General features: G+C 38.1%; 19 protein-coding genes and 1 pseudogene. 16 read left to right on the forward strand and 4 right to left on the reverse strand.

What is annotated here, in order from left to right; translation table 11 throughout:
• Positions 1-11: 11 nt before the first annotated feature.
• The 5 genes from ACTWQM_RS17245 to ACTWQM_RS17265 all read left to right on the forward strand — a co-directional run bounded on the left by ACTWQM_RS17245 (position 12) and on the right by ACTWQM_RS17265 (position 5,869).
• Complete coding sequence (locus ACTWQM_RS17245) at positions 12-1,475, forward strand: spore germination protein (protein ID WP_443259400.1); 1,464 nt, start codon at positions 12-14, stop codon at positions 1,473-1,475.
• An 11-nt stretch (positions 1,476-1,486) separates the two neighbouring features.
• Positions 1,487-2,575, forward strand: a complete 1,089-nt coding sequence (locus ACTWQM_RS17250; protein ID WP_443259401.1) for a GerAB/ArcD/ProY family transporter — start codon at positions 1,487-1,489, stop codon at positions 2,573-2,575.
• Between the two features lie 52 nt (positions 2,576-2,627).
• Entirely contained in the window at positions 2,628-3,635 is a 1,008-nt protein-coding gene (locus ACTWQM_RS17255) for a Ger(x)C family spore germination protein (protein WP_443259402.1), read from the forward strand.
• Between the two features lie 68 nt (positions 3,636-3,703).
• Positions 3,704-4,837, forward strand: coding sequence for a zinc-dependent alcohol dehydrogenase (locus ACTWQM_RS17260; RefSeq protein WP_443259403.1), 1,134 nt, complete (start codon positions 3,704-3,706; stop codon positions 4,835-4,837).
• Between the two features lie 300 nt (positions 4,838-5,137).
• Positions 5,138-5,869: an SDR family oxidoreductase gene (locus tag ACTWQM_RS17265; protein ID WP_443259404.1), complete on the forward strand. Its 732-nt coding sequence runs from the start codon at positions 5,138-5,140 to the stop codon at positions 5,867-5,869.
• A 97-nt stretch (positions 5,870-5,966) separates the two neighbouring features.
• Here the strand turns inward: ACTWQM_RS17265 and ACTWQM_RS17270 are convergent, their stop codons facing one another.
• Complete coding sequence (locus ACTWQM_RS17270; protein ID WP_443259405.1) at positions 5,967-6,407, reverse strand: SgcJ/EcaC family oxidoreductase; 441 nt, start codon at positions 6,405-6,407, stop codon at positions 5,967-5,969.
• Between the two features lie 2 nt (positions 6,408-6,409).
• Complete coding sequence (locus tag ACTWQM_RS17275) at positions 6,410-7,069, reverse strand: DNA-3-methyladenine glycosylase family protein (protein WP_443259406.1); 660 nt, start codon at positions 7,067-7,069, stop codon at positions 6,410-6,412.
• Between the two features lie 191 nt (positions 7,070-7,260).
• Between ACTWQM_RS17275 and ACTWQM_RS17280 the strand changes: the two genes are divergently transcribed.
• From ACTWQM_RS17280 to ACTWQM_RS17295, 4 genes and pseudogenes are all read left to right on the forward strand, one after another.
• Positions 7,261-8,469, forward strand: a complete 1,209-nt coding sequence (locus tag ACTWQM_RS17280; protein ID WP_443259407.1) for an NAD(P)/FAD-dependent oxidoreductase — start codon at positions 7,261-7,263, stop codon at positions 8,467-8,469.
• Positions 8,470-9,025: 556 nt separating this feature from the next.
• A complete protein-coding gene (locus ACTWQM_RS17285; protein ID WP_443259408.1) occupies positions 9,026-9,277 on the forward strand; it encodes a hypothetical protein in 252 nt (83 codons plus the stop codon).
• Between the two features lie 75 nt (positions 9,278-9,352).
• A complete protein-coding gene (locus tag ACTWQM_RS17290; protein ID WP_443259409.1) occupies positions 9,353-9,757 on the forward strand; it encodes a hypothetical protein in 405 nt (134 codons plus the stop codon).
• 24 nt (positions 9,758-9,781) lie between these two features.
• A pseudogene (locus ACTWQM_RS17295) lies at positions 9,782-10,177 on the forward strand (VanW family protein); the annotation flags it as partial.
• On the opposite strand, the gene ACTWQM_RS17300 reads toward ACTWQM_RS17295, so the two are convergent.
• Positions 10,172-10,522, reverse strand: a complete 351-nt coding sequence (locus ACTWQM_RS17300) for a DCC1-like thiol-disulfide oxidoreductase family protein (protein WP_443259410.1) — start codon at positions 10,520-10,522, stop codon at positions 10,172-10,174. The pseudogene ACTWQM_RS17295 and the gene ACTWQM_RS17300 sit on opposite strands and share 6 nt — an antisense overlap.
• A 72-nt stretch (positions 10,523-10,594) precedes the next feature.
• Here ACTWQM_RS17300 and ACTWQM_RS17305 point away from each other — a divergent pair, with 72 nt between their 5' ends.
• The 7 genes from ACTWQM_RS17305 to ACTWQM_RS17335 all read left to right on the forward strand — a co-directional run bounded on the left by ACTWQM_RS17305 (position 10,595) and on the right by ACTWQM_RS17335 (position 18,184).
• Positions 10,595-11,104 carry a hypothetical protein gene (locus tag ACTWQM_RS17305; RefSeq protein WP_443259411.1) on the forward strand — a complete coding sequence of 170 codons (510 nt, stop codon included), beginning with the start codon at positions 10,595-10,597 and terminating at the stop codon, positions 11,102-11,104.
• Between the two features lie 38 nt (positions 11,105-11,142).
• Positions 11,143-11,703 carry a tetratricopeptide repeat protein gene (locus ACTWQM_RS17310; protein ID WP_443259412.1) on the forward strand — a complete coding sequence of 187 codons (561 nt, stop codon included), beginning with the start codon at positions 11,143-11,145 and terminating at the stop codon, positions 11,701-11,703.
• A 15-nt stretch (positions 11,704-11,718) separates the two neighbouring features.
• Positions 11,719-12,381 carry a nitroreductase family protein gene (locus ACTWQM_RS17315; RefSeq protein WP_443259413.1) on the forward strand — a complete coding sequence of 221 codons (663 nt, stop codon included), beginning with the start codon at positions 11,719-11,721 and terminating at the stop codon, positions 12,379-12,381.
• 13 nt (positions 12,382-12,394) lie between these two features.
• Entirely contained in the window at positions 12,395-13,387 is a 993-nt protein-coding gene (locus ACTWQM_RS17320; RefSeq protein WP_443259414.1) for an ABC transporter substrate-binding protein, read from the forward strand.
• Positions 13,388-13,391: 4 nt separating this feature from the next.
• Positions 13,392-15,416, forward strand: a complete 2,025-nt coding sequence (locus tag ACTWQM_RS17325) for an iron ABC transporter permease (protein WP_443259415.1) — start codon at positions 13,392-13,394, stop codon at positions 15,414-15,416.
• Positions 15,417-16,579: 1,163 nt separating this feature from the next.
• Positions 16,580-17,203 (forward strand): TetR/AcrR family transcriptional regulator, encoded by a 624-nt coding sequence (locus ACTWQM_RS17330; protein WP_443259416.1) that lies wholly within the window; start codon positions 16,580-16,582, stop codon positions 17,201-17,203.
• Between the two features lie 30 nt (positions 17,204-17,233).
• Positions 17,234-18,184, forward strand: a complete 951-nt coding sequence (locus ACTWQM_RS17335; protein ID WP_443259417.1) for an alpha/beta fold hydrolase — start codon at positions 17,234-17,236, stop codon at positions 18,182-18,184.
• A 484-nt stretch (positions 18,185-18,668) separates the two neighbouring features.
• Here the strand turns inward: ACTWQM_RS17335 and ACTWQM_RS17340 are convergent, their stop codons facing one another.
• Entirely contained in the window at positions 18,669-20,612 is a 1,944-nt protein-coding gene (locus ACTWQM_RS17340; protein WP_443259418.1) for an aconitate hydratase, read from the reverse strand.
• Positions 20,613-20,625: the final 13 nt, after the last annotated feature.

Below are 20,625 nucleotides of genomic sequence, written 5' to 3' on the forward strand. Positions count from 1 at the left end.
AGGATGTTTCGATGAAAAAGAAAGCGGCACAAAAGAAAAAACAACGAGACTTTGAAAGATTTTTAGCTGCATTAAAACAAAAAGAGGATTTTATTGATTATCAATTTGAGCATAATGATAATCTTATTTGTGTTGGTTATTTAAAATCAGCAATTGATACAAAAAAGTTAGAAAAATACATACTGCCGCAAATACAGCAAAATGACTATGCTGATTTAACTGAAATAATTAATGATGTTCCTATTACCAAATCACAGCTAATGGATGATCCTGATCAATTACATGAAAAGCTTATTCAAGGTTTTGTATTCATCTCTATGGAAAATGTGAGTCCTCAGTATTTACTTATACCTATCCCACTTGCTGAGACACGCCAAATTGGTATTCCGGAAGTAGAATTCAGTGTTGTAGGGCCAAAGGAAGCTTTTGTTGAAAATCTTGATACCAATTTAAATCTAGTACGGAAACGAATTGGTGTTCCTGAATTATCGATAGAAAAGATGAAAGTTGGTACCGTTACAAAAACTAAGGTTGCTGTCGTTTCAATTGAAGGTATAGCAGATAAAGAAAATGTTAGGACTGTAGTTCAGCGTATAAAAGATGTTCAAATTGACCAGGTAATAGATAGCTCTTATATCCAACAGGCGATTACCGATAATCAAAACTCGCCCTTTCCACAGCTATTGGACACCGAACGTCCTGACAGGATTGCTGCGGTGTTAACTGAAGGGAAAGTAGCAATCTTTGTTGATGGTTCACCACATGTGTTAATTGGTCCGACAACGCTGGTGGAGTTCTTCTCAGCCTTTGAGGATTATTTTTTAAATTGGACACTTGCATCGGCATTTCGTCTTATTCGTTTATTTGCGGTATTTTTCTCGATTTTAATTACGCCATTGTATGTTGCTGTACTTACTCATCATTTTGAACTAATACCTCAGACATTACTTGGTACTCTGGTTAGCTCCAGAACTCAAGTACCATTTCCTCCTATCTTGGAGGCTATCATTCTTGAGTTGACTATCGAGCTATTACGTGAGGCCGGGGCAAGATTACCCAGCAAGATTGGTCAGACAATTGGTATTGTGGGCGGTATTGTGATTGGAACAGCATCAGTGGAAGCAGGACTGACCAGTAATGTATTGCTGATTCTTGTTGCATTGGCAGCACTTGGCTCTTTCACAACGCCTGTCTACCAAATGGGTAACACGATTCGTCTTATCAGGTTCCCATTACTCCTCTTTGCCCATGTATACGGGATTCTTGGGGTTGGTATCTGTATTGCATATATCATGGTTCATTTGCTAAAGCTAACATCGTTGGGAAGGCCGTTTTTGGAACCAATGTTTCCTTTTCGAATGACGGATTTAAAAGATGCTTTTATTCGGTTACCTTTCGATAAACAGGGCAAGCGTCCTTTTGCAGTTCGACCCGAGAAAGTGTTGCGACCTACTAAACAAAACAAGGATAAGTAGAGGGATATGTGATGATTAAGGTAAAAGATCAAGTACCGCCACTAATGGTATTTTTTTTGATATCTGCTGCACAAATAGGTGTTGGAGTTCTTGGTTTTCAAAGCGTTATTAATAAGTATGCCGGGCATGATGCATGGATATCAATAATAATAGCAGGATTAGCATTCAGTATAATTATTTGGATTATGTATAAGATGCTGCAAAGTAATGAGACGGGGGAGATTGTTAGCGTTCACAAAATTACATATGGTAAATGGCTGGGTGGCTTTTTATCTTTTTTATTTTCTATGTATTTATTATTTCTGTCAGTAGTTGTCTTGCGAACATATATTGAAATAATTCAGGTTTGGATGTTCCCGCATGTGAAAGTATGGGCTTTATTATTACTGCTTCTACCACTAGTTTATTACATTATATCAGGTGAATTTAGAATAGTCGTTGGTGTCTGTTTTTTTGGTGTTATCTATCCATTCTTTTTGATTTTTACCTTATTTTATCCATTAAAATATTCTCACCTAACGAATATATTACCTATTCTTGATCATTCCTTAACTGAAATATTGCAGTCTTCAGCATTGGCTATTTTAAGTTTTATGGGTATTAGTACGTTACTTGTATTTTATCCATTTATACGTGAGTCCAGACAGTCACAAAAATTTGCACAAATCGGAAATCTGTATACGATTTTATTATATGTGTTTGTCTGCCTGGTCTCGTACGTATATTACAATCAGAATGAACTGGAAAATACTATATGGGCTACATTAGGTCTGTGGAAAATTATCGAGATGCCATTTCTAGCTCGTTTTGAATATGTCGGTATAGCAACACTGTTTTTTAGCATCCTGCCTAATGTTGCATTATATTTATGGGCAAGTACTAGAACGCTACACAATTTATTTGGTATTTCCCATAAAAAAACAGCTGTATTTCTACTCGTTATTGTCTATATTGCCTGTGTTATCATCGCTGGGAGAGAATTTATAGCCTCTATCAATGATGTATCAGGTAAAATAGGGGCGATGTTTTTATTTGGCTATATTCCAGCCTTATTTTTCATAAACTTTATTGTCAGAAGGGTGAAAAAAAGTGCCTCTTAAATATATTATCGCTTTTACACTAATATCAGTAAGTATAATTATAAATTTTAATATGCCTAAGAAGATTATCGATCAAATTCGAATGGCTACGGTTGCTGGGTATGATTATATAGATGAAGATACCATTCAAGGTACTGTTGTTTCACCAATGTTTTTGCAGCAAAACCAATTAAAAGATATGGTGTTTACAGATACATCTTCTATGATTTATGAAAACAGAGTGAAACTGAATGCGCAAGCTTCTGAACAGCTTTATAATGGCAAATTGGAAATTGCCCTTTTTAGCAAAGAGTTGGCAGAACATGGACTTAATAAGAATATTGATTATTTATTAAGAGATCCTTCAATCGGTTCCCGCTTGTATTTAGGGGTCGTTGAAGAATCGTCATATGAATTATTGAATGCTATTGATAGTAGCAAAGGAGCAGGGGTTTATTTGTCCGATTTGTTTGACCATAATGTTCAGCACGGAAACCTTCCTGAAACAAACTTAAAACAATTTTCCCAGAGTATAAAAAGTGATACATATGATCCGTTCTTGCCAATGTTAAGTTTGGAGAAAGGGATACCAAGTATAATAGCTTTAGCTTTCTTTAAGGATGATACACTAGTTGACAGTATTCCAATCGAGGATGGAAATATATTTAAAATGCTTTATCAAAATTTTAGTGATGGACAGTATAATCTGGTCACTGATACCTATAAGGCATCGGTTCAAAATATTGATACAACGAGGAAGTTCCAAGTTACAGATAGAAAAGGAAATTTGAAAGTTACAATAAATGTGAAGTTAACAGGGGTTGTCAGGGAATACACAAAAGAAAATTTAACCAAACGGATCCCCTCTTTTGAAAAAGATTTAGAAAAAGATTTTAAAAAGAAAGCAAATAAATTAATCAAACAATTTCAGGAGTTAAACATTGATCCACTCGGAATTAAAGAACATGTTCGGAGTAGTATTCGAGGTTATAATAAAAAACGGTTTAAGGAAGAATACCAGACACTTCCAATTAAAGTAAAAATCAGTTTTAAGGTTACGGAGTCTGGTACAAGACGGTAAATTAACTCATAAGTTACAGAAAATAGGACATCTTAAATCTTAGTAAATTATATAGAGGTGGATTAACTATGCGAGCCGTAACATATCAGGGCAAGTATTCAGTAAGTGTCGAAAATGTTGAGTTTCCACGAATTCAGGATTCAGAAGATGTCATTATAAAAGTCACATCAACAGCAATTTGTGGATCTGATTTACATTTGTATCAGGGAAATTTTCCACTGCCAATTGGTTATCAGATCGGTCATGAACCAATGGGCATTGTGGAAGAGGTCGGTAATGATGTAACAAAGGTTAAAAAAGGGGACCGCGTTGTCATTCCATTTACAGTTGCATGTGGTAGCTGTCCATATTGTGAGAATCATCAGGAATCCCAATGTGATAATGCGAATCCCCATTATGATTCAGGCGGTTATTTTGGATATTCAGAGAAATTCGGCGATTATCCAGGAGGACAGGCGGAATACCTCCGTGTACCATTCGGTAACTATACACCATTCTTAATTCCGAAAGACTGTGAGATGGACGATGACTCGCTGTTATTTTTATCAGATGTGTTACCAACTGCGTACTGGAGTGTGGAGAATGCTGGAGTTAAACATGGAGATACAGTTGTGGTATTGGGTTGTGGTCCGATCGGATTAATGACTCAAAAGTTTGCATGGCAAAAAGGTGCTTCACGCGTGATTGCAGTTGATCATATCCCATTTCGCCTCCAGCATTCGAAGAAAATAAATCGTACGGAAACATATAACTTTGTTGAATATGATGATATGGGTGAAGAATTAAAAGAGTTAACACATGGTGGAGCAGATGTCGTGATTGATTGTGTCGGTATGGATGGCAAAAAGTCTCCACTCGAATTTGTTGAACAAAAACTTAAACTGCAGGGCGGCACACTTGGACCAATCCAAATTGCGACTAAAGCAGTGAAAAAATGCGGGATTGTCCAGCTAACAGGAGTTTATGGCGGGCTGTATAATATGTTTCCGCTAGGGCCATTTTTCTCAAGGAACATCACGTTGAAGACAGGTCAGGCACATGCCAGATCTTATATGGATAAACTTTATCATCAGGTTGTTCAGGAGGAAATCGATCCTAAAGAGATCATAACGCACCATATGATGCTTGATGATGCTTCAGATGGGTATAAAATGTTTAACGGGAAAGAAGATGACTGCATTAAGGTTGTACTGCGGCCATGATATGTGAGTTAGAATGACTTTACCGGGATCGAGTATGGTTCAGCGGTGTCGAAATTTATCGAATGGCTGAAGTTCACAGAGGTTTCGCCGAGTTGTCACACATTTGGCTCAAGTTGACACAAATTCGGCTCAAGTTCACAATTTCCCCGCCGAAGTTCACAATTTTGGGTTAAAAATGGGAGTGATCGAGTATGGATGATCACTCTCATTTTTTGTCAGTGGCACGCTAATCCTAGTCCAAATATTTAGAACTTGCATTTCTAACATGATAAACTCATGAAAGTAAGGGAGGAATTATTTATGACAAAATTATCAGGAAAAACTGCTATTGTAACAGGCGCTAGCAGCGGAATTGGTGCTGCAATTGCAGAACAACTTGCAAGTGAAGGTGCTAATGTAGTATTAGCTGCACGACGCAAGGAAAAGCTGGAGGAGCTTGTAGAATCAATTAATAGAAAGGAAGAAGGAAAAGCGATTGCTGTTGAAACCGATGTTGCAAAACAATCAGAAGTTGACACCCTTGCAGAAAAAGCTTCCGAAACCTTTGGCGAAGTAGATATTTATGTTAACAACGCAGGGCTAATGCTAATGTCTACTATTCAAAAAGGACATGTTAATGAATGGGATCAGATGATTGATGTCAATATAAAAGGTGTCCTTTATGGGGTAAACTCGGTTTTACCTAAAATGGTAGAGCGCTCAACAGGCCATCTTGTCAATATTTCTTCAGTGGCAGGACATGAAGTTTCCAAAGTGAATGCGGTTTACAGTGCAACAAAATTTGCTGTACGTGCACTTTCAATGGGCTTGGAAAAAGAACTTGCAAGGACAGGTGTACGTGTAACAAACATTTCACCAGGAGCTGTAGACACTGATCTTGCTTCACATGGAACAGATGAAGATCTTAAAAAGAAAGCCTCCAATTCTGATCGGAAAAAGTTAGAAGCAAATGATATCGCACGTGCCGTAGTATACGCGGTTACACAACCGGATTATGTGAATGTTAATGAAGTGACAGTAAGACCGGTATAGTTAACATAAAGGGAATGCTGAAAGAATCAGCATTCTCTTTAATTTTAGTTCTTATCGAAAATTTTTTTGCTTTTTAATCATCGAAGTTTCTGTAATATCACATTTCAGACTTCAGTTCTTCCGTAATCTCTTGAACCAGATCTGGTCGGCCATGATATTGTGCAGGTGTGTTCTGAAGCAGTTCAATTTTCCATCCCTTTGGCTGCTTTGCCGCCACAATTGTCTGATAGGCATTTAATTCAGGATTCAGCTCTGTCTGGCCAGGTGGTACCATACCTACAATTGCGCGTAAGATTGCTGTATCCTCTCCGACAAAACGGACTTCTTTAACATTCGTTACAAATGGTGGGGTAGGGTGGTCGTGAAATATTGCGCTAAGTTGCGAAATCATTTCATCTTGCCCCGACATCAGACTGCCATCAAACCCAATCGACTCACCAGATTCGGTAAATTGCCCTGCCATATCATGGGCACTTCTAGTGTTCCATCCGTCAATCATTTTCTGGTAAAGCGCTTTGATTTCAGTTTTATCATGCATGATTATTCTCCTCCAATATCTTCAATCGAATTATACTTTTTTACTAAACCCAAATGCACAGTTTCCCATAAATAAAATGATACTATTGTCAGGTGGGGGCTCCAAACCGGCTGTTTGTCGACTAAAATTTTTCGGCGTTCTGACTTTTCAACTTCATAAAGCCATTTTGCTCCCCGCTGGATACCAATATCATCTATTGCCAGCACATTCATTCGGCCTAATGAAAAAATAAGGAACATTTCAGCTGTCCATTTTCCGATACCTTTAATACTTGTCAAAAGTTTAATAACCTTCTGATTATCAAGTTTGTGCAGCTTTTGTAAATCAACTTCGTTATGATAGACCTTTTCAGCCAGATCACGTAAATAGATAACTTTTCGTGCTGATAAACCGATTGAACGCAATTGTTGCTCAGATATTATAAGAATGGAGGCAGCTGTAATGTTATTTTCCATAAGTGATTCAAGCCTTGTATATATGGAGTTTGCTGCCTGTACTGAAATTTGCTGTCCAATCATTGAACGAACCATTGATGTAAAAAAGTCGAGACGCATTACAACTTCGATATTTCCAATAATTTGTACGAGTTTATTCATTTGCGGATCAGCATTGCATAATTCTTGTACAGATTTGTCACCTTGATAAATTTTAATCTTCTCCATAATCCACCTCCATATAATTATAGAATGATTTTTATTATTATTACAAAGAATACCGGTGTGAAACATAGATTTGTTAGCCTATTTACCAAAACTTTGATAATATAGAGGAAGTGGACATAAGGTTTTCCTGCGTTTTATATGATTTTTCGTATGAAATTGCTATTTTACTATTTGAGGAAGGTGGATATTATATGAGTAAACCAAAAATAGTCGTTCTTGGCGCTGGTTATGCTGGCATGATGACGACCAAACGATTAATGCAAAAACTAGGACCAGATGAAGCGGAGATAGTATTAATAAATAAACATAACTATCACTATCAAACAACCTGGCTTCATGAGGTTGCTGCTGGTACAAGAAATCAGAATCAGGCACGAATGATGATCAGTGATGTGATTAATCCAAATCGTGTAAGTCTGATTTATGATGAAGTTGTTGAAGTGAAAAAAGAAGAGAATCGTGTTGTATTAAAAAATAGTGAAGTTTCTTATGACTATCTTGTTATTTCACTCGGTTTTGAAACAAATACATTTGGAATTAAAGGAATGGAAAAGAATGCATTTTCCATTACAGACATCGAATCTAGCCGTATGATTCGCGAACATATTGAATATCAATTTGCCAAATACAGTACTTCAGATAAGAAGAATGAAAATGATTTAACAATTCTTGTTGGCGGTGGTGGCTTCACTGGCATCGAATTTGTTGGTGAACTTGCTGAACAAGTACCGAAGCTTTGCAAAAAATATGATATTGATCGCAGTAAAACACGTATCGTTAATGTCGAAGCAGCACCAAGAATTTTACCTGGCTTTAATGATGATTTAGTAGCATACGCTAAAGAGTCATTGGAAAGTCGTGGTGTTGAAATTCGCGAAGGTGCCAAAATCTCCGAGTGTAAGAAGAACAGCTTTGTAATTGGAGATGATGGGGAAGAGATTAAAGCTGGAACGATCGTATGGACAGGCGGTGTAACCGGTAATTCTATTCTCGGCAAATCAGGGTTTGAAATAACAAAAGGTAAAGTTACCGTTGAATCTGATCTTCGTGCACCAGGTGAAGAGAACATCTTCATTATTGGGGATTGTGCCTGGGTAATGAATAAAGAGGAAGGTCGTCCATACCCGCCAACTGCACAAGCTGCAATGCAACATGCTGATACATGTGCTGCAAACTTAAAAGGACTGCTTCGTAATGAACCATTAGAAAGCTTTACATTTGATGACAAAGGTACAGTAGCATCCCTTGGTGAAAGTGATGCAATGGGAACTGTGTTCTCTGAGCGCCTGCTTTATGGTACACCTGCTACTGCAATGAAAAAAGTGATTGATAACCGCTACCTGTTCTTACTTGGCGGACCTAAACTTATCTTGAAAAAAGGTAAATTACGCATGCTCTAAATAAATGAGGAGGGACATTTTATGAAAAATGGAACATTATATGTATTATTGATTGCAATTGCATCAATTATCGGGTACACGGTAGCAACACGTAACCTAGAGGATTCAAGAGATTTTAGATAAAACAAATCAAAAAACCATTCTGTTTAAGCAGCAGGGTGGTTTTTTTAGCTGTTAAGAAACTTGAAGTTTACCGGACACCAGAGACCTTATTTGGCAGAAATTCACGTAAATGGTGGTGTTTGCGGACACCAGGGATCTTATTATAAAAATCCAGTTAAATAACCATGATATATGTAAGAATAAGGGCTTATGTGTCCGGATAACTTCGAGAAGGTTACTTTTATCTAGAAATAGTGTCTCCTGTGTCCACTAAAATCAAGTTAGAGAGGTATTTTCATAATCCTTTCTTACTGCATAAGTTCAAATAAGGCTCATCTTATTGAGCTTGTCGATAAGTCGGCTTTTCTCAGATTAATTTATTAAATCAGTGATGGATATCACTGTTTACATAGTGTTAATGATTTATAGTGGAGTTATCAGAGGAGGTTTTTTCGTGAGTATTGAACTTATTATCTTACTAGCATTTCTTTTTATCGTTGCATTGGTTGGGACATTACTAGTATTTAAACAAGAGGAAAATAAGATGAAAAAATATGAAGAAGAAGGAGATAGTGTAGAAGATCAGTTGAGACGCTCACATGAATATGAGTCATCATCGTTAAAGTCAAATCTCCCCCTGCAACTTATCATTTACACGATTACGATTGTAATTTCGCTTGTGGTTTTTGCAATTTATCTTTCTTAATGACAACATAAAGGCAGTTATTAATTATTACATGTTTTTATTTATCTATCGAATACTAAGACAGGAGGTGGTTATTTGTTAACCGTTATCTTGTCTTTTTTATTAGTTTCGACTCCTCTAACGCTAACCAGTGATCAAAAACCTGTAGGGGAATTATTGAAGAGTGACTTTTCGTTAACCTATGTGGATAGGCTATTTGTAAATGATCAAAAGCTGGAACTCGAAATGGACGTTTTAAGTGAAAAAATATACAAAAAACCCATAAATGCAAAACTTGATGATGACGGTCAAATTGTCCAGGAAAAACCGGGGGTTATGCTTGACCGTATTAAATTTCGACAGTTGTTTCAGGATTATTTTTACGATGGGAGCAGGGAAGAAATAAGTCTTCCAAGACAAAAGGTTTATCCACGTGTTGATAGTGAGTTACTTGCAGAAATTCGTGAAAAGAAAATCGGCAGCTATATTACGTATTTTTAAAAGGATAATAAGGAGAGATCACATAACATTGTGCTTGCAACTGAAGCGATAAATAATTATGTTGTTTTTCCGGGAGAAAGGTTCTCCTTTAATAATATAGTTGGTAAAAGAACGAAAGATAGAGGGTACAAGCGAGCGCCTGTAATTGTAAAAGGGGAACTGGCAGAAGACATTGGCGGTGGAATATGCCAAGTTTCTTCAACATTATACAATGCGGTAGAACTTAAGGGTATTCAAATAATTGAACGATATTCACACAGTCGAAGCGTTCCATATGTACCGCCAGGACGTGATGCAACAGTTAGTTGGTATGGTCCTGACTTTGTCTTTAAGAATAATTACCGGCAGCCTATTCTGATTCGGGCATCAGCTGAAGAGGGGAAAATGATTATCAGGATTCTTTCCTCTGAATCACTATGAGTCTGTTCTGCATCCATCATGGTCACACTGATTGACGGGCACAAGCCTTCTATTTTTGGCGATTTTTTTGTATATAAATTCGCCTAATCCAATCCATTTGAATAAATACATGAAGGGCAACAGAATCCACATGAGCGGCAGCTTTCTGGACACTTCCATAATGGCATCAAACCCTTTATACCATTTATCCTGATGATATACATGCAGGCTTTCTTCCATTTCTTTAGGGTAATTGTCCAGCATACGGAATGACTTAAATGAAAGTTTGTTCCTCCAATCCATTTTATTCCAGAATAGTGATGAACTTGTGCACATTTTACAATAGCTGTCATAATAAATAATCATGCCAATAACACACACCCCTTTAGCTTTATTTTAACATGAATTTTGGTTAATATTTAATCAGGGAGGTGAGTTTTGGTTATAGATATTCTGAATTTAGAAGAACTATTCAACGATAATGTGTCAGATGAATATAAAGATGATTTGGTTCAGATTTTGGACGAGTTTAAGCGTGGACACTATCCGAACGTCTTGTCCAAGTCGAAAACATTACGCGAAAATAATGAATTACATACAGTTCTAGTTCAAAAGTTATGGATGGTTGAGGCGATTTGTCACGATGAAATTGGTGAAGGCAAGGCAGCATCCGAGATAATCGCTCAATTATATACGAATGAAGACAGCGATTTAATGTTACTCGGTGAACTCGCATTTATGTGTGACTATAAATTAGCACGCAGAATTATGACGGCTGCTATTAAACAAATGGAGGAAGAGAAAGAGGCCGATCGAATAAAACTTGCACGGGGCTATTTGGTATTGGCTGAAGTGGAAGAAAAGCTTGAAAAATTGGTTCGCTCTGTAAGGTATTTCCAAAAAGGCTGGGTTATTTTGAGGAAGATGATAACCGGGACCAGTATATGATTTTTTATATTCATTTTAAAATTGGGATACTGTATTCGATGCAAAATAAAGGAGATGAATCGATTTCATACCTCAAAAAAGTTATCGAAATGGCGGGTAATGATAACGAGGAGCTTAAAATTAAAAGCCTCGTAAGCATTGCTAAAACATACGGCAGTAAAGATCAAAATGAACAGGCTTATCCATACTTGGAAGAAGCATTACAGCTACTTGAGGATTCCTCATTAGTAAATACGATAGTACATGCTGAGGCATTAACAGAAATGGCATACTATTACTTTGACAAATCAAACCTTAATGAAGCTGTTCCTTATTGTATAGATGCAATTGAAACGTATAATAACCTGCAATTTCCGTCTCATCGACAGTTAGGTATGATTCATATGCAGTACGCTTATTGTCTCCAACATATGGAAGGAAGCAATCTTCTGGATGCATCCAAAAATTACGAAAGAGCAATTGAGCGCCTTGAACTGACAAAGGATCATCAGCTACTGGAAAATCCATTAGGTGATGTAATAGCATTTTTTAATTACATAAACAATACAAAGAAAAAAAGATACTATGAAAATAAATTTGTAGAGATGCCTAATAGTTAAAAGATTTCCTTGACAGTGTTCAGGATACACCGTATTATTATAGGTGATAATGATAATCTTTATCAATTAGTAAATTTGAAGTGGGTGAGAAAGATCGATCTGTTTGAAGTAATGCGTGGCCGGCGCACGATCCTTGATTACAAAGAACACAAGGTAGATAGAGATTTACTTAATAACTTATTTGACCATGCAGCATATGCTCCGAATCATCACTTAAAGGAACCATGGAGAATTAAAATTTACGAAGATGAAGCTCGATCTGCCTTTGGTGAAAAAATTGTGGATAGTTACATACGATTCGGATATTTAAACACACTTTCAGATGAAAAGTTAAAGAAAGCTCGACAAAAGTATGATCGATTTTTCAATTCCGTACCACACCATGCTCTTTTCTACATGGATAAAGAGGATGATGGCGGGTATCTGGATGATGAAAACTATGCTGCTGTGTGTGCATTAATCCAAAATTTTCAGTTAGCAGCCTGGTCGGAGGGAATAGGTACGATGTGGACAGCGAAACCGACACTTTTGGATGAAGAATTTATAAGAGATATTGGTTTATCGCCAACTGAACACCGGTTAATAGCTGTTGTTCAAATTGGGTATCCTAACAGAATCCCGCGTAATCGTGGACGGACACCTATAAGTAACTCCATCGAGTGGATTCAAACAGAATAAAGGAGCGATTCAAATGAAGAAATTAGCCATTTTTATGTTAATTTTAATAGTATCTATCTTAGCTGCTTGCAGTGGAAACAGTGATGACGATAATGCGAATGAAGATAATAGCTCAAATGATGAGCGTAAAGTAAAAATCCAGGATGCTTTAGGTGAACAAACAATTGAAGGGACACCTGAAAAAATAGTAGCACTAGAGTGGTCTTACGCAGAAAATCTGTTGGCACTGGGAGTTCAACCAGTTGGTGTTGCCGATTTGGATGGCTTTCATCAATGGGTAAATATCGATAAGGAATTTGATGAGAGTGTTAAAGATGTGGGAACACGCCAGGAACCAAATCTGGAAGCTATTTCCCGATTAAATCCAGACTTGATTATTGCGGTTAAATTCCGTCATGAACAGTACCTGGATAAATTAAAAGAAATTGCTCCAGTTGTTACGTTTGCTCCATATGGTGAAGAAGCTGTGCAGGACCATTATCAGAATATGGTTGACGAATTGAACACGGTTGCTAAAATAGTTAACAAAGAGGACGAAGCAGAGCAAGCGGTAACGGACCTGAATAACTTTATCGATGAACAAAAGCAGCGTGTAGCAGACGCAGGGCTGGAAGGCTCGAAATATGTTGCAACACAGGCGTTCACAGCACAAAATACGCCGACAATAAGATTGTTCACCGAGAATTCTATCGTTGCCAAATTAATGAGTAAACTTAGCTTTGAGAATGCTTATTCAACAGATAAGACAGAAGTATACGGGTATAGCGAAGTCACAGTGGAAGCACTGCAAAATTTTCAGGAGGATGATCTCCAATTCCTGTATATTGTACAGGAAGAAGATAATATTTTTGAAAATCAGCTTAAAGGAAATCCAGTATGGGAAAATTTAAGCTTTGTCAAAAATGGTAACACCCATCAATTACCAGGTGATACGTGGACATTTGGTGGTGTATTATCAGCAGAAGTTTTAACAAAACAGTTAGTCGATGCTATGGTAAAAGAGTGATTTGATGAATGAGGCATTACGAAAATCTATGATTGCGGTTCTCACCTTTGGGGGTGGAACCGCGCTTTTGTGCATATTAACCTTTATACATATAAATCAGGGAAGTGTATCCATTCCAACAGGTACAATTATTGATTCAATCTTTGCGCCGGAAGATACATTACAGCATCATACGATTCGTACGTTACGGCTGCCACGTGCGGTCATGGGCATTATTGCCGGGGGTGCGCTTGCAGTTGCTGGTGTTGTTCTGCAAACAGTGACCAAGAATCCATTATCATCTGCAAGTACATTAGGAATTCATTCCGGGACTTATTTTGCAGTAATCTTTAGTACGGTGTTCTTCCCAGCGGCATTACTGGGAAATGGAATTATTGTCGCGTTTCTAGGCGGTATTTTAACATTCTTCATTGTGTTCATATTATCAGGTGGTAACAGTGCCACGCCAGTACGCATGGTTTTAGCCGGAATGATTGTGACATTTCTGTTTTCCTCCTTGACAAGTTTATTGCAGATTTTTTATGAAAATGAAACAGCGGGTTTATTTTTATGGGGCTCTGGTACGCTTGTTCAAAATGACTGGAGCGGCGTGAATTTTTCTTTACCGTTTGTAGTAATTGGTTTAGTAGTTATTCTGGGATTTACATTCAAAATGGATACACTGACATTAGGTGATGATGTTGCTGTTGCACTGGGCCAAAACGTAAACGTCGTCAAGTTTGTATCGATTATTGCTGCTGTATTACTGACGTCGGTAACAGTAAGTGTTGTCGGGCCAATAGGATTTGTTGGACTGGTGGCTCCACATATTATAAAGTTAATTGGCTATCGAAAACATTTGCCATTAGTTATCGCCTCGTTTATCTGGGGAGGAAATGTACTGCTGTTTGCTGACGTATTGGCAAGGGTGATTGATCCATCATTTTCGGAACTGCCTGTTGGTGCTATAACTGCACTTATAGGGGCGCCGTGGCTGATTTACTTGGTCTTACGTATGAAGCGGTCAAAATATGGCGAAGAGAACTCAGCAGTTATGGCTGGAAAAGCAACTATGAGTATGTCGCTGAAGATTGTTATCCCTTTATTGATTAGTATTATTATCCTTACTATGATCGTAAGTTTGGCGTCTGGAAATTATGGGTTTGAACCGATACTGTTATGGAATACGTTTTTTGGTGAATCAAATGATTTCATGCTTGGTCTGATACTGGATTTACGTTTGCCTAGGGCACTCGTGGCGTTGCTTAGTGGAATGGTGCTTGCTGTTAGCGGGTTAATTTTTCAAGGTGTATTACGGAATCCATTAGCAGATCCATCCGTTATTGGAATTACTTCCGGAGCTGGCGTTGGCGCATTGCTTACAATGTATGTATTTGGCGTGTCTGCTGTTTGGGTTCCGATTGGAGCAATGGTTGGTTCATTTGTATTTTTTGTGTTTGTTATGATTTTGGCGGTTCGCGCACAATTTCAGCCTACCATTCTGGCCTTGCTTGGGATAGGTGTTTCTGCGTTTGGTTCAGCCATTATCCAGATATTAGTCGTTCAGGCTGATATGGGAGTTGCTTCTGCGCTTACGTGGCTATCTGGGACAACCTATGCCAGAGGGTGGTCGGAATTACTTGATTTCCTGATTTGGCCTGTAGTGATTTTGTTTCCGTTATTGTTAATACGAATTCGTGTGCTTGATACATTGTCCTTAGGTGATGATACTGCAAAAGGATTAGGATTAAATATAATGTCTGCCCGGTTTCAGTTAGCTCTAATTGCAACATTGTTGGCCGCATTCAGTGTGGCTGCTGTTGGGGCAATAGGATTTGTCGGCTTAATTGCACCACATGCGGCTCGATTACTTGTGGGGCCGTCGAACCAGCGCTTGCTGCCAGTTACAATTTTAATCGGTGGTGCGCTGCTAGTGATAGCCGATTTATTTAGCCGTACGTTATTAGCTCCAAATGAGATACCCTCAGGGATTCTTGTTGCGATAATTGGTGCACCATACTTCCTGTGGCTAATGAAGAAACGTGCTTGATGAGGTAGCTGTTAATTGTATAGAAAAGCAAAAGAGTGTGCTCCAATTGATAACGGGTTCCGTTACCTATCGCAAACATTTAAAATCTAAGCAAAAATGACTATCAAATCAATCTAGACTGATTTGTTAGTCATTTTTTATATATGAATGGGTTTTTATTGAAAATCACCTAAAATTTGCATAGAGATTTATAAGCTAATTAGTTAGGCTACAATAGCTGTTATGATTACATTTTCGTCTATAAATTATACGGAAATCAGCGTAAATGGGGATTTGTTTAGATTCGTCAATACTACAATTCATTTTAAATATGTGGAGTGTTGTATGGTCTTATTTATAGAAATAAAAATGAAATCAAGTAGGAGTAAAAATCTATTAGGGCTTTCTATTGCTTTGGTAGTAGCAGGCACAGCAGCCTTTTTAAGGACAGTAACTTAGCTTACCGTAATCGGGCGCACTTGTCGAACAATGCACCCTGTTTGTATTAGCCTAGATTGTGTGAAGTAAGGTTTATTAAAGAGTAAGTTGTTTATGAAGGAGAAATTTAATCTTTGTTGAATTATTATTTTAATTGAAGTGAGAAATTCGCTCATGGAATTATCAAGGTCCCAACTATTTGCTTTAGAGTATATTACAAACTATGCGAAGTACTACAATAATGAGGATCAGGAAACAATTCATATTCTTCATATGTCTAATTTATCGTATGAAATATGTAATGATGCCATCGCAAGGTTTAAAGGACTCACAAAGGTAGCACTGCATTTTCATCTGACCAAATCCGACTATGAAAAATGTTGCAGAGGCATTACTTGGGCGGGGAAAATTCAAGAGCCAGTTTGAGACATTCCTATCCAATTGAAAAGCCATTATTAGAACCATCAAGCAAGGTATTCAAACCGTAATCTTAACCAATATAGAGCAGTTAATATGTGAACTTTAAAAGTATTTGAATCAAGCTTTACTAAGGCATACTTTCTTCGGCGCGTCTTTTTTATGCTCTGGGTAAGGATGGGTAAGGTAGTAAAACTAATAAATCATTCAAATTTTTGCTCACTCCTAGAAAATAATATTAATTTTTCGAAAACTATTGACCTTATAGGTAAATTAAATTATAATGGTATTGACCTTAAAGGTAAATTACTTAAATGAAGGTGGTTATTATGCTTCCAAAAGTTTTGAATCTGGAACCCAAAAGAAAAGATGTTATTTTAAATGCAGCATTAAAGGAATTTGCAACGAAGGGGTTTGATGATGCCTCGACAAATGTTATTGCAAAAGAGTCCGGGATTTCAAAGGGGTTAATGTTCCACTATGTAAATAGCAAAAAGAATCTTTTTCTTTTCCTTTATGATTATTGCACTGACATGATTAATAAAGAGTATCTTGATTTAATGAATTTTAACGAACAAGATATTTTCGAGAAGTTGCGTCAATCATATCTTCTTCAGATTGAGTTGCTGCAAAAGCATCCTTGGATTTTCGATTTTATCAAAATTACTGCGACTACGCAGTCTGATGAAATTAATAAGGAGCTGGAAGGAAGAGTTAAAGAGAAACAATTATTATGCCAAGAAACTATGTTTGATAAAGTTGATGAATCTAAATTCAGAGAAGGACTTGACATTGAAAGAAGCAAGCAGCTAATTTTTTGGTCGAATATTGGTTTTACCAATCAAATATTAGAGGATATTAGAAACTCAGAAATTACTGAATTAGATTATGACAATATTCTTATAGAACTTGATGGTTACCTTAATGAACTCAGGAAAATCTTTTATAAATAAAAATTATTGATTGGAGGTATTGATATTACCATGAGAGATTATATAAATAAACACCAAGGTGATGCGCCGATTGGACGTTTTTATAACGTGGAAGAACGACACTTGTTACTCGACCGTGCTGGGACCGGGAGTCCAGCAGTAGTATTTTTACCGGCAGCCGGCATGGTTGGACTTGACTATCTGAATATTCATAATCAAATTAGTCAGCATACAACATCAGTGATCTATGATCGAGCGGGGACGGGTTGGAGCGATCAGGTTAAGCTGCCTCGAAGTGCCCTCGAGGTCACCGATGAATTGCGAAGTTTTTTATATACCGCTGGAGTACCAGCTCCCTATCTATTCGTCGGTCACTCGTTGGGTGGAATTTACGCACGCCGGTACGCTCAAAGGTTTCCAGATGAGGTAGCCGGAATGCTTCTGTTAGAACCGCCTCACGAGGACTTTCTCCCCCATACACCAAAGTTAAAGAAACGCTACTTACCTCAGCAGAGTTTTGCAATTGTTCGGACACTACTAACTTATAAGCGATCCTTTCGTGGATTATTCGATCAGATGTTTGCCGAGTGGCCGGAATCGATACGTGAACCGTTGATTGACTATCATCTCAGGACATTATCGAAAACGATTTCGGAGAAGAAGAACTTGAACAGCGAACTTTATAGCGAGGTACGTAAAGGAGGAGACTTGCCGGATATCCCGTTAATCGTGTATACAGCGATGGGAATCGACCCATTTACGACTCAGATCACGAGTAAATCATTTCTGCGCGAGACTAATGATCCATTCAATAATGTAAAAAACACGATTTATACAAAATTAGCTAATTCAGTTCCACGTGGGGAACATCGTATACTCGAAAATGCTGGTCATGCCACAATCCATACAGATTGTCCAGACGAAGTCATCGAAGCAATCTGGGACTTATTCGACTTAAGTACAACGCATGGAAAAACGAACAATAGAAATAAAGAGATGTGATTCCTCAACTAGAATACACTGTTTTTCGCTATATAAAAATGGGCTGAATGAACAGGAAGTCGAGGGATGATATAGATCGTCAAACATAAATTAAAAAGTTTGATAAGCAGGCAAAAAATACAATAAACGAAGAAGAAACGGTCAGGCCAATAGGTTTTGTCAACGAATTTTTCAAGAATCCAAAGGAAAGGTTTTGGAAGTTGCCATTGGTTCTGGACTTAATTATCCTTTCTACAGTAGAGATATTGAATTGACAGGATTGGATTTTAGTCATGAAATGGTGAAAACAGCTCAAAATGTGGTAAAAAGACTATCCTTTTAAAACGACATATATACAAAATGAGATAAGCCAAGTATTCTAATCAACAAAAAGCACCGCATTATGCGGTGCAATTTAATATACGTTTTAACCTACAATTTAGTATACAAATTAGAGTTTTCGATAGGCAACGGAACCCGTTACTCTTTTAATACTGTGAGGACCCTATACTTGCTTTTCTTTGATCCAATTTATCAGTCCTCCATGCAGTATAATATCTTTTTGGCGTGGTGTTAAATTATGTTCAACTGTAATATCTTCACCTTTATCAGCGAGTGTGGCAGTCAATTTATCACCTTCCATAAATTGACTGCGCAGATTTGAAAATTTCATCACTTCCCCTTGGGTAAGCCTATCGTAATCGGCATCATTGGTAAATTTCAATGGAAGAATACCGAAGTTTATAAGATTTTGCCAATGGATTCGAGCATAGTCTTTTACAATGGCAACACGTAATCCAAGATAACGCGGAGCTAATGCAGCGTGTTCACGACTGGAACCCTGACCATAGTTATAACCGCCGACTATCGCATGACCGCCGGCATTTTTACTTTCAATGCCCCGATTAACATAGGTTGAATCAACAGCTTCAAATGTAAAATTACTAATCTCAGGCAGGTTGCTGCGGTATGGAAGAACGCGTGCACCACCAGCAAGTATTTCATCCGTAGATATATTATCACCAACTTTAAGAAGGATTGGAACTTCCAGCTTATCCGGCAGACTCCCCATTTCAGGAATGGAAACGATGTTTGATCCTTTTACTAAATCTACTTCTTTTGCTTGTTCAAGTGGGAGTGGTCTGTCTAATAGATCCTCAACGTTCGGGTCACTTGGTTCACTTACTTTCGGATAAGCAAAATCCATCGTTCTTGGGTCGGTTATTTCACCTGTCAGCGCTGATACAGCAGCAGTCTCTGGGCCACATAAAAATACACTATCCTCACTCGTCCCTGATCTGCCAGGGAAATTCCGTGGCGTTGTCCGCAGGCTGTTTCTGCCTGAAGCAGGGGCTTGACCCATGCCAATACATCCATTACAGCCTGCCTGATGTAATCTGGCACCAGCCTGCAATAGACTGGCAATATGAAATTCTTTTACCAAATTTGTTAGCATTTGTCTTGATGTTGGATTGATATCGAAGGACATTCCATCCGCAATGCGTCGACCTTTTACAATTTCAGCCGCAACAGCAAAATCACGATAGCCTGGGTTTGCTGATGAACCAATATATGATTGATAGATTGGGGTTCCAGCAATATCACTAACTGGTACAACATTCCCCGGACTGGAAGGTTTGGCAATCAACGGTACCAGTTCTGATAAATTGATTTCATCATAACTATCGTAGGTGGCGTCGTTATCAGCAACCAGTTCTACCCAGTCATCTTCGCGGTCTTGCTGGTCTAAGAATCGTTTCACCTCATTGTCTGACGGAAATACTGTTGCAGTAGCACCTAATTCTGCTCCCATGTTTGCGATGACATGACGGTCCATAGCAGATAAATTATCCAGGCCTGGTCCATAATACTCAATTATCTTACCGACACCGCCCTTAACATCATAACGTCTGAGCATTTCTAATATTACGTCCTTTGCACTGACCCAATCTGGTAAGTCACCGGCCAATTTCACACCCATTACTTCAGGCATTTTAATATAAAACGGTTCACCAGTTATCGCCATGGCAACGTCAATTCCGCCAGCCCCCATGGCAAGCATCCCCATGCATCCATTAGCGCATGTGTGGCTATCTGAGCCAAGAAGTGTTTTGCCTGGGACAGCAAGTCGTTGCATATGAACAGGGTGACTCACCCCGTTTCCAGGTCGACTATAATACAGTCCGAACCGTTGTGCTGCACTTTCCAAAAATAAATGGTCATCCGGATTCTTGTTGTCTACCTGAATAAGGTTGTGGTCTACGTACTGTGCAGAAGCTTCTGTCTTGGCATAGTCCAATCCCATTGCTTCAAGCTCCAGCATGACCATGGTTCCAGTAGCGTCCTGTGTTAGTGTTTGATCTATGTCGAGACTAATTTCCGATCCTGGTTCCATCTTTCCTGATTTCAGATGCTTTTTAATTAGTTTTTGAGCTACATTTAAAGTCAATTTTAGTCCTCCT

It is taken from the genome of Virgibacillus sp. L01, assembly GCF_052246775.1.
Lineage (GTDB): Bacteria > Bacillota > Bacilli > Bacillales > Amphibacillaceae > Lentibacillus.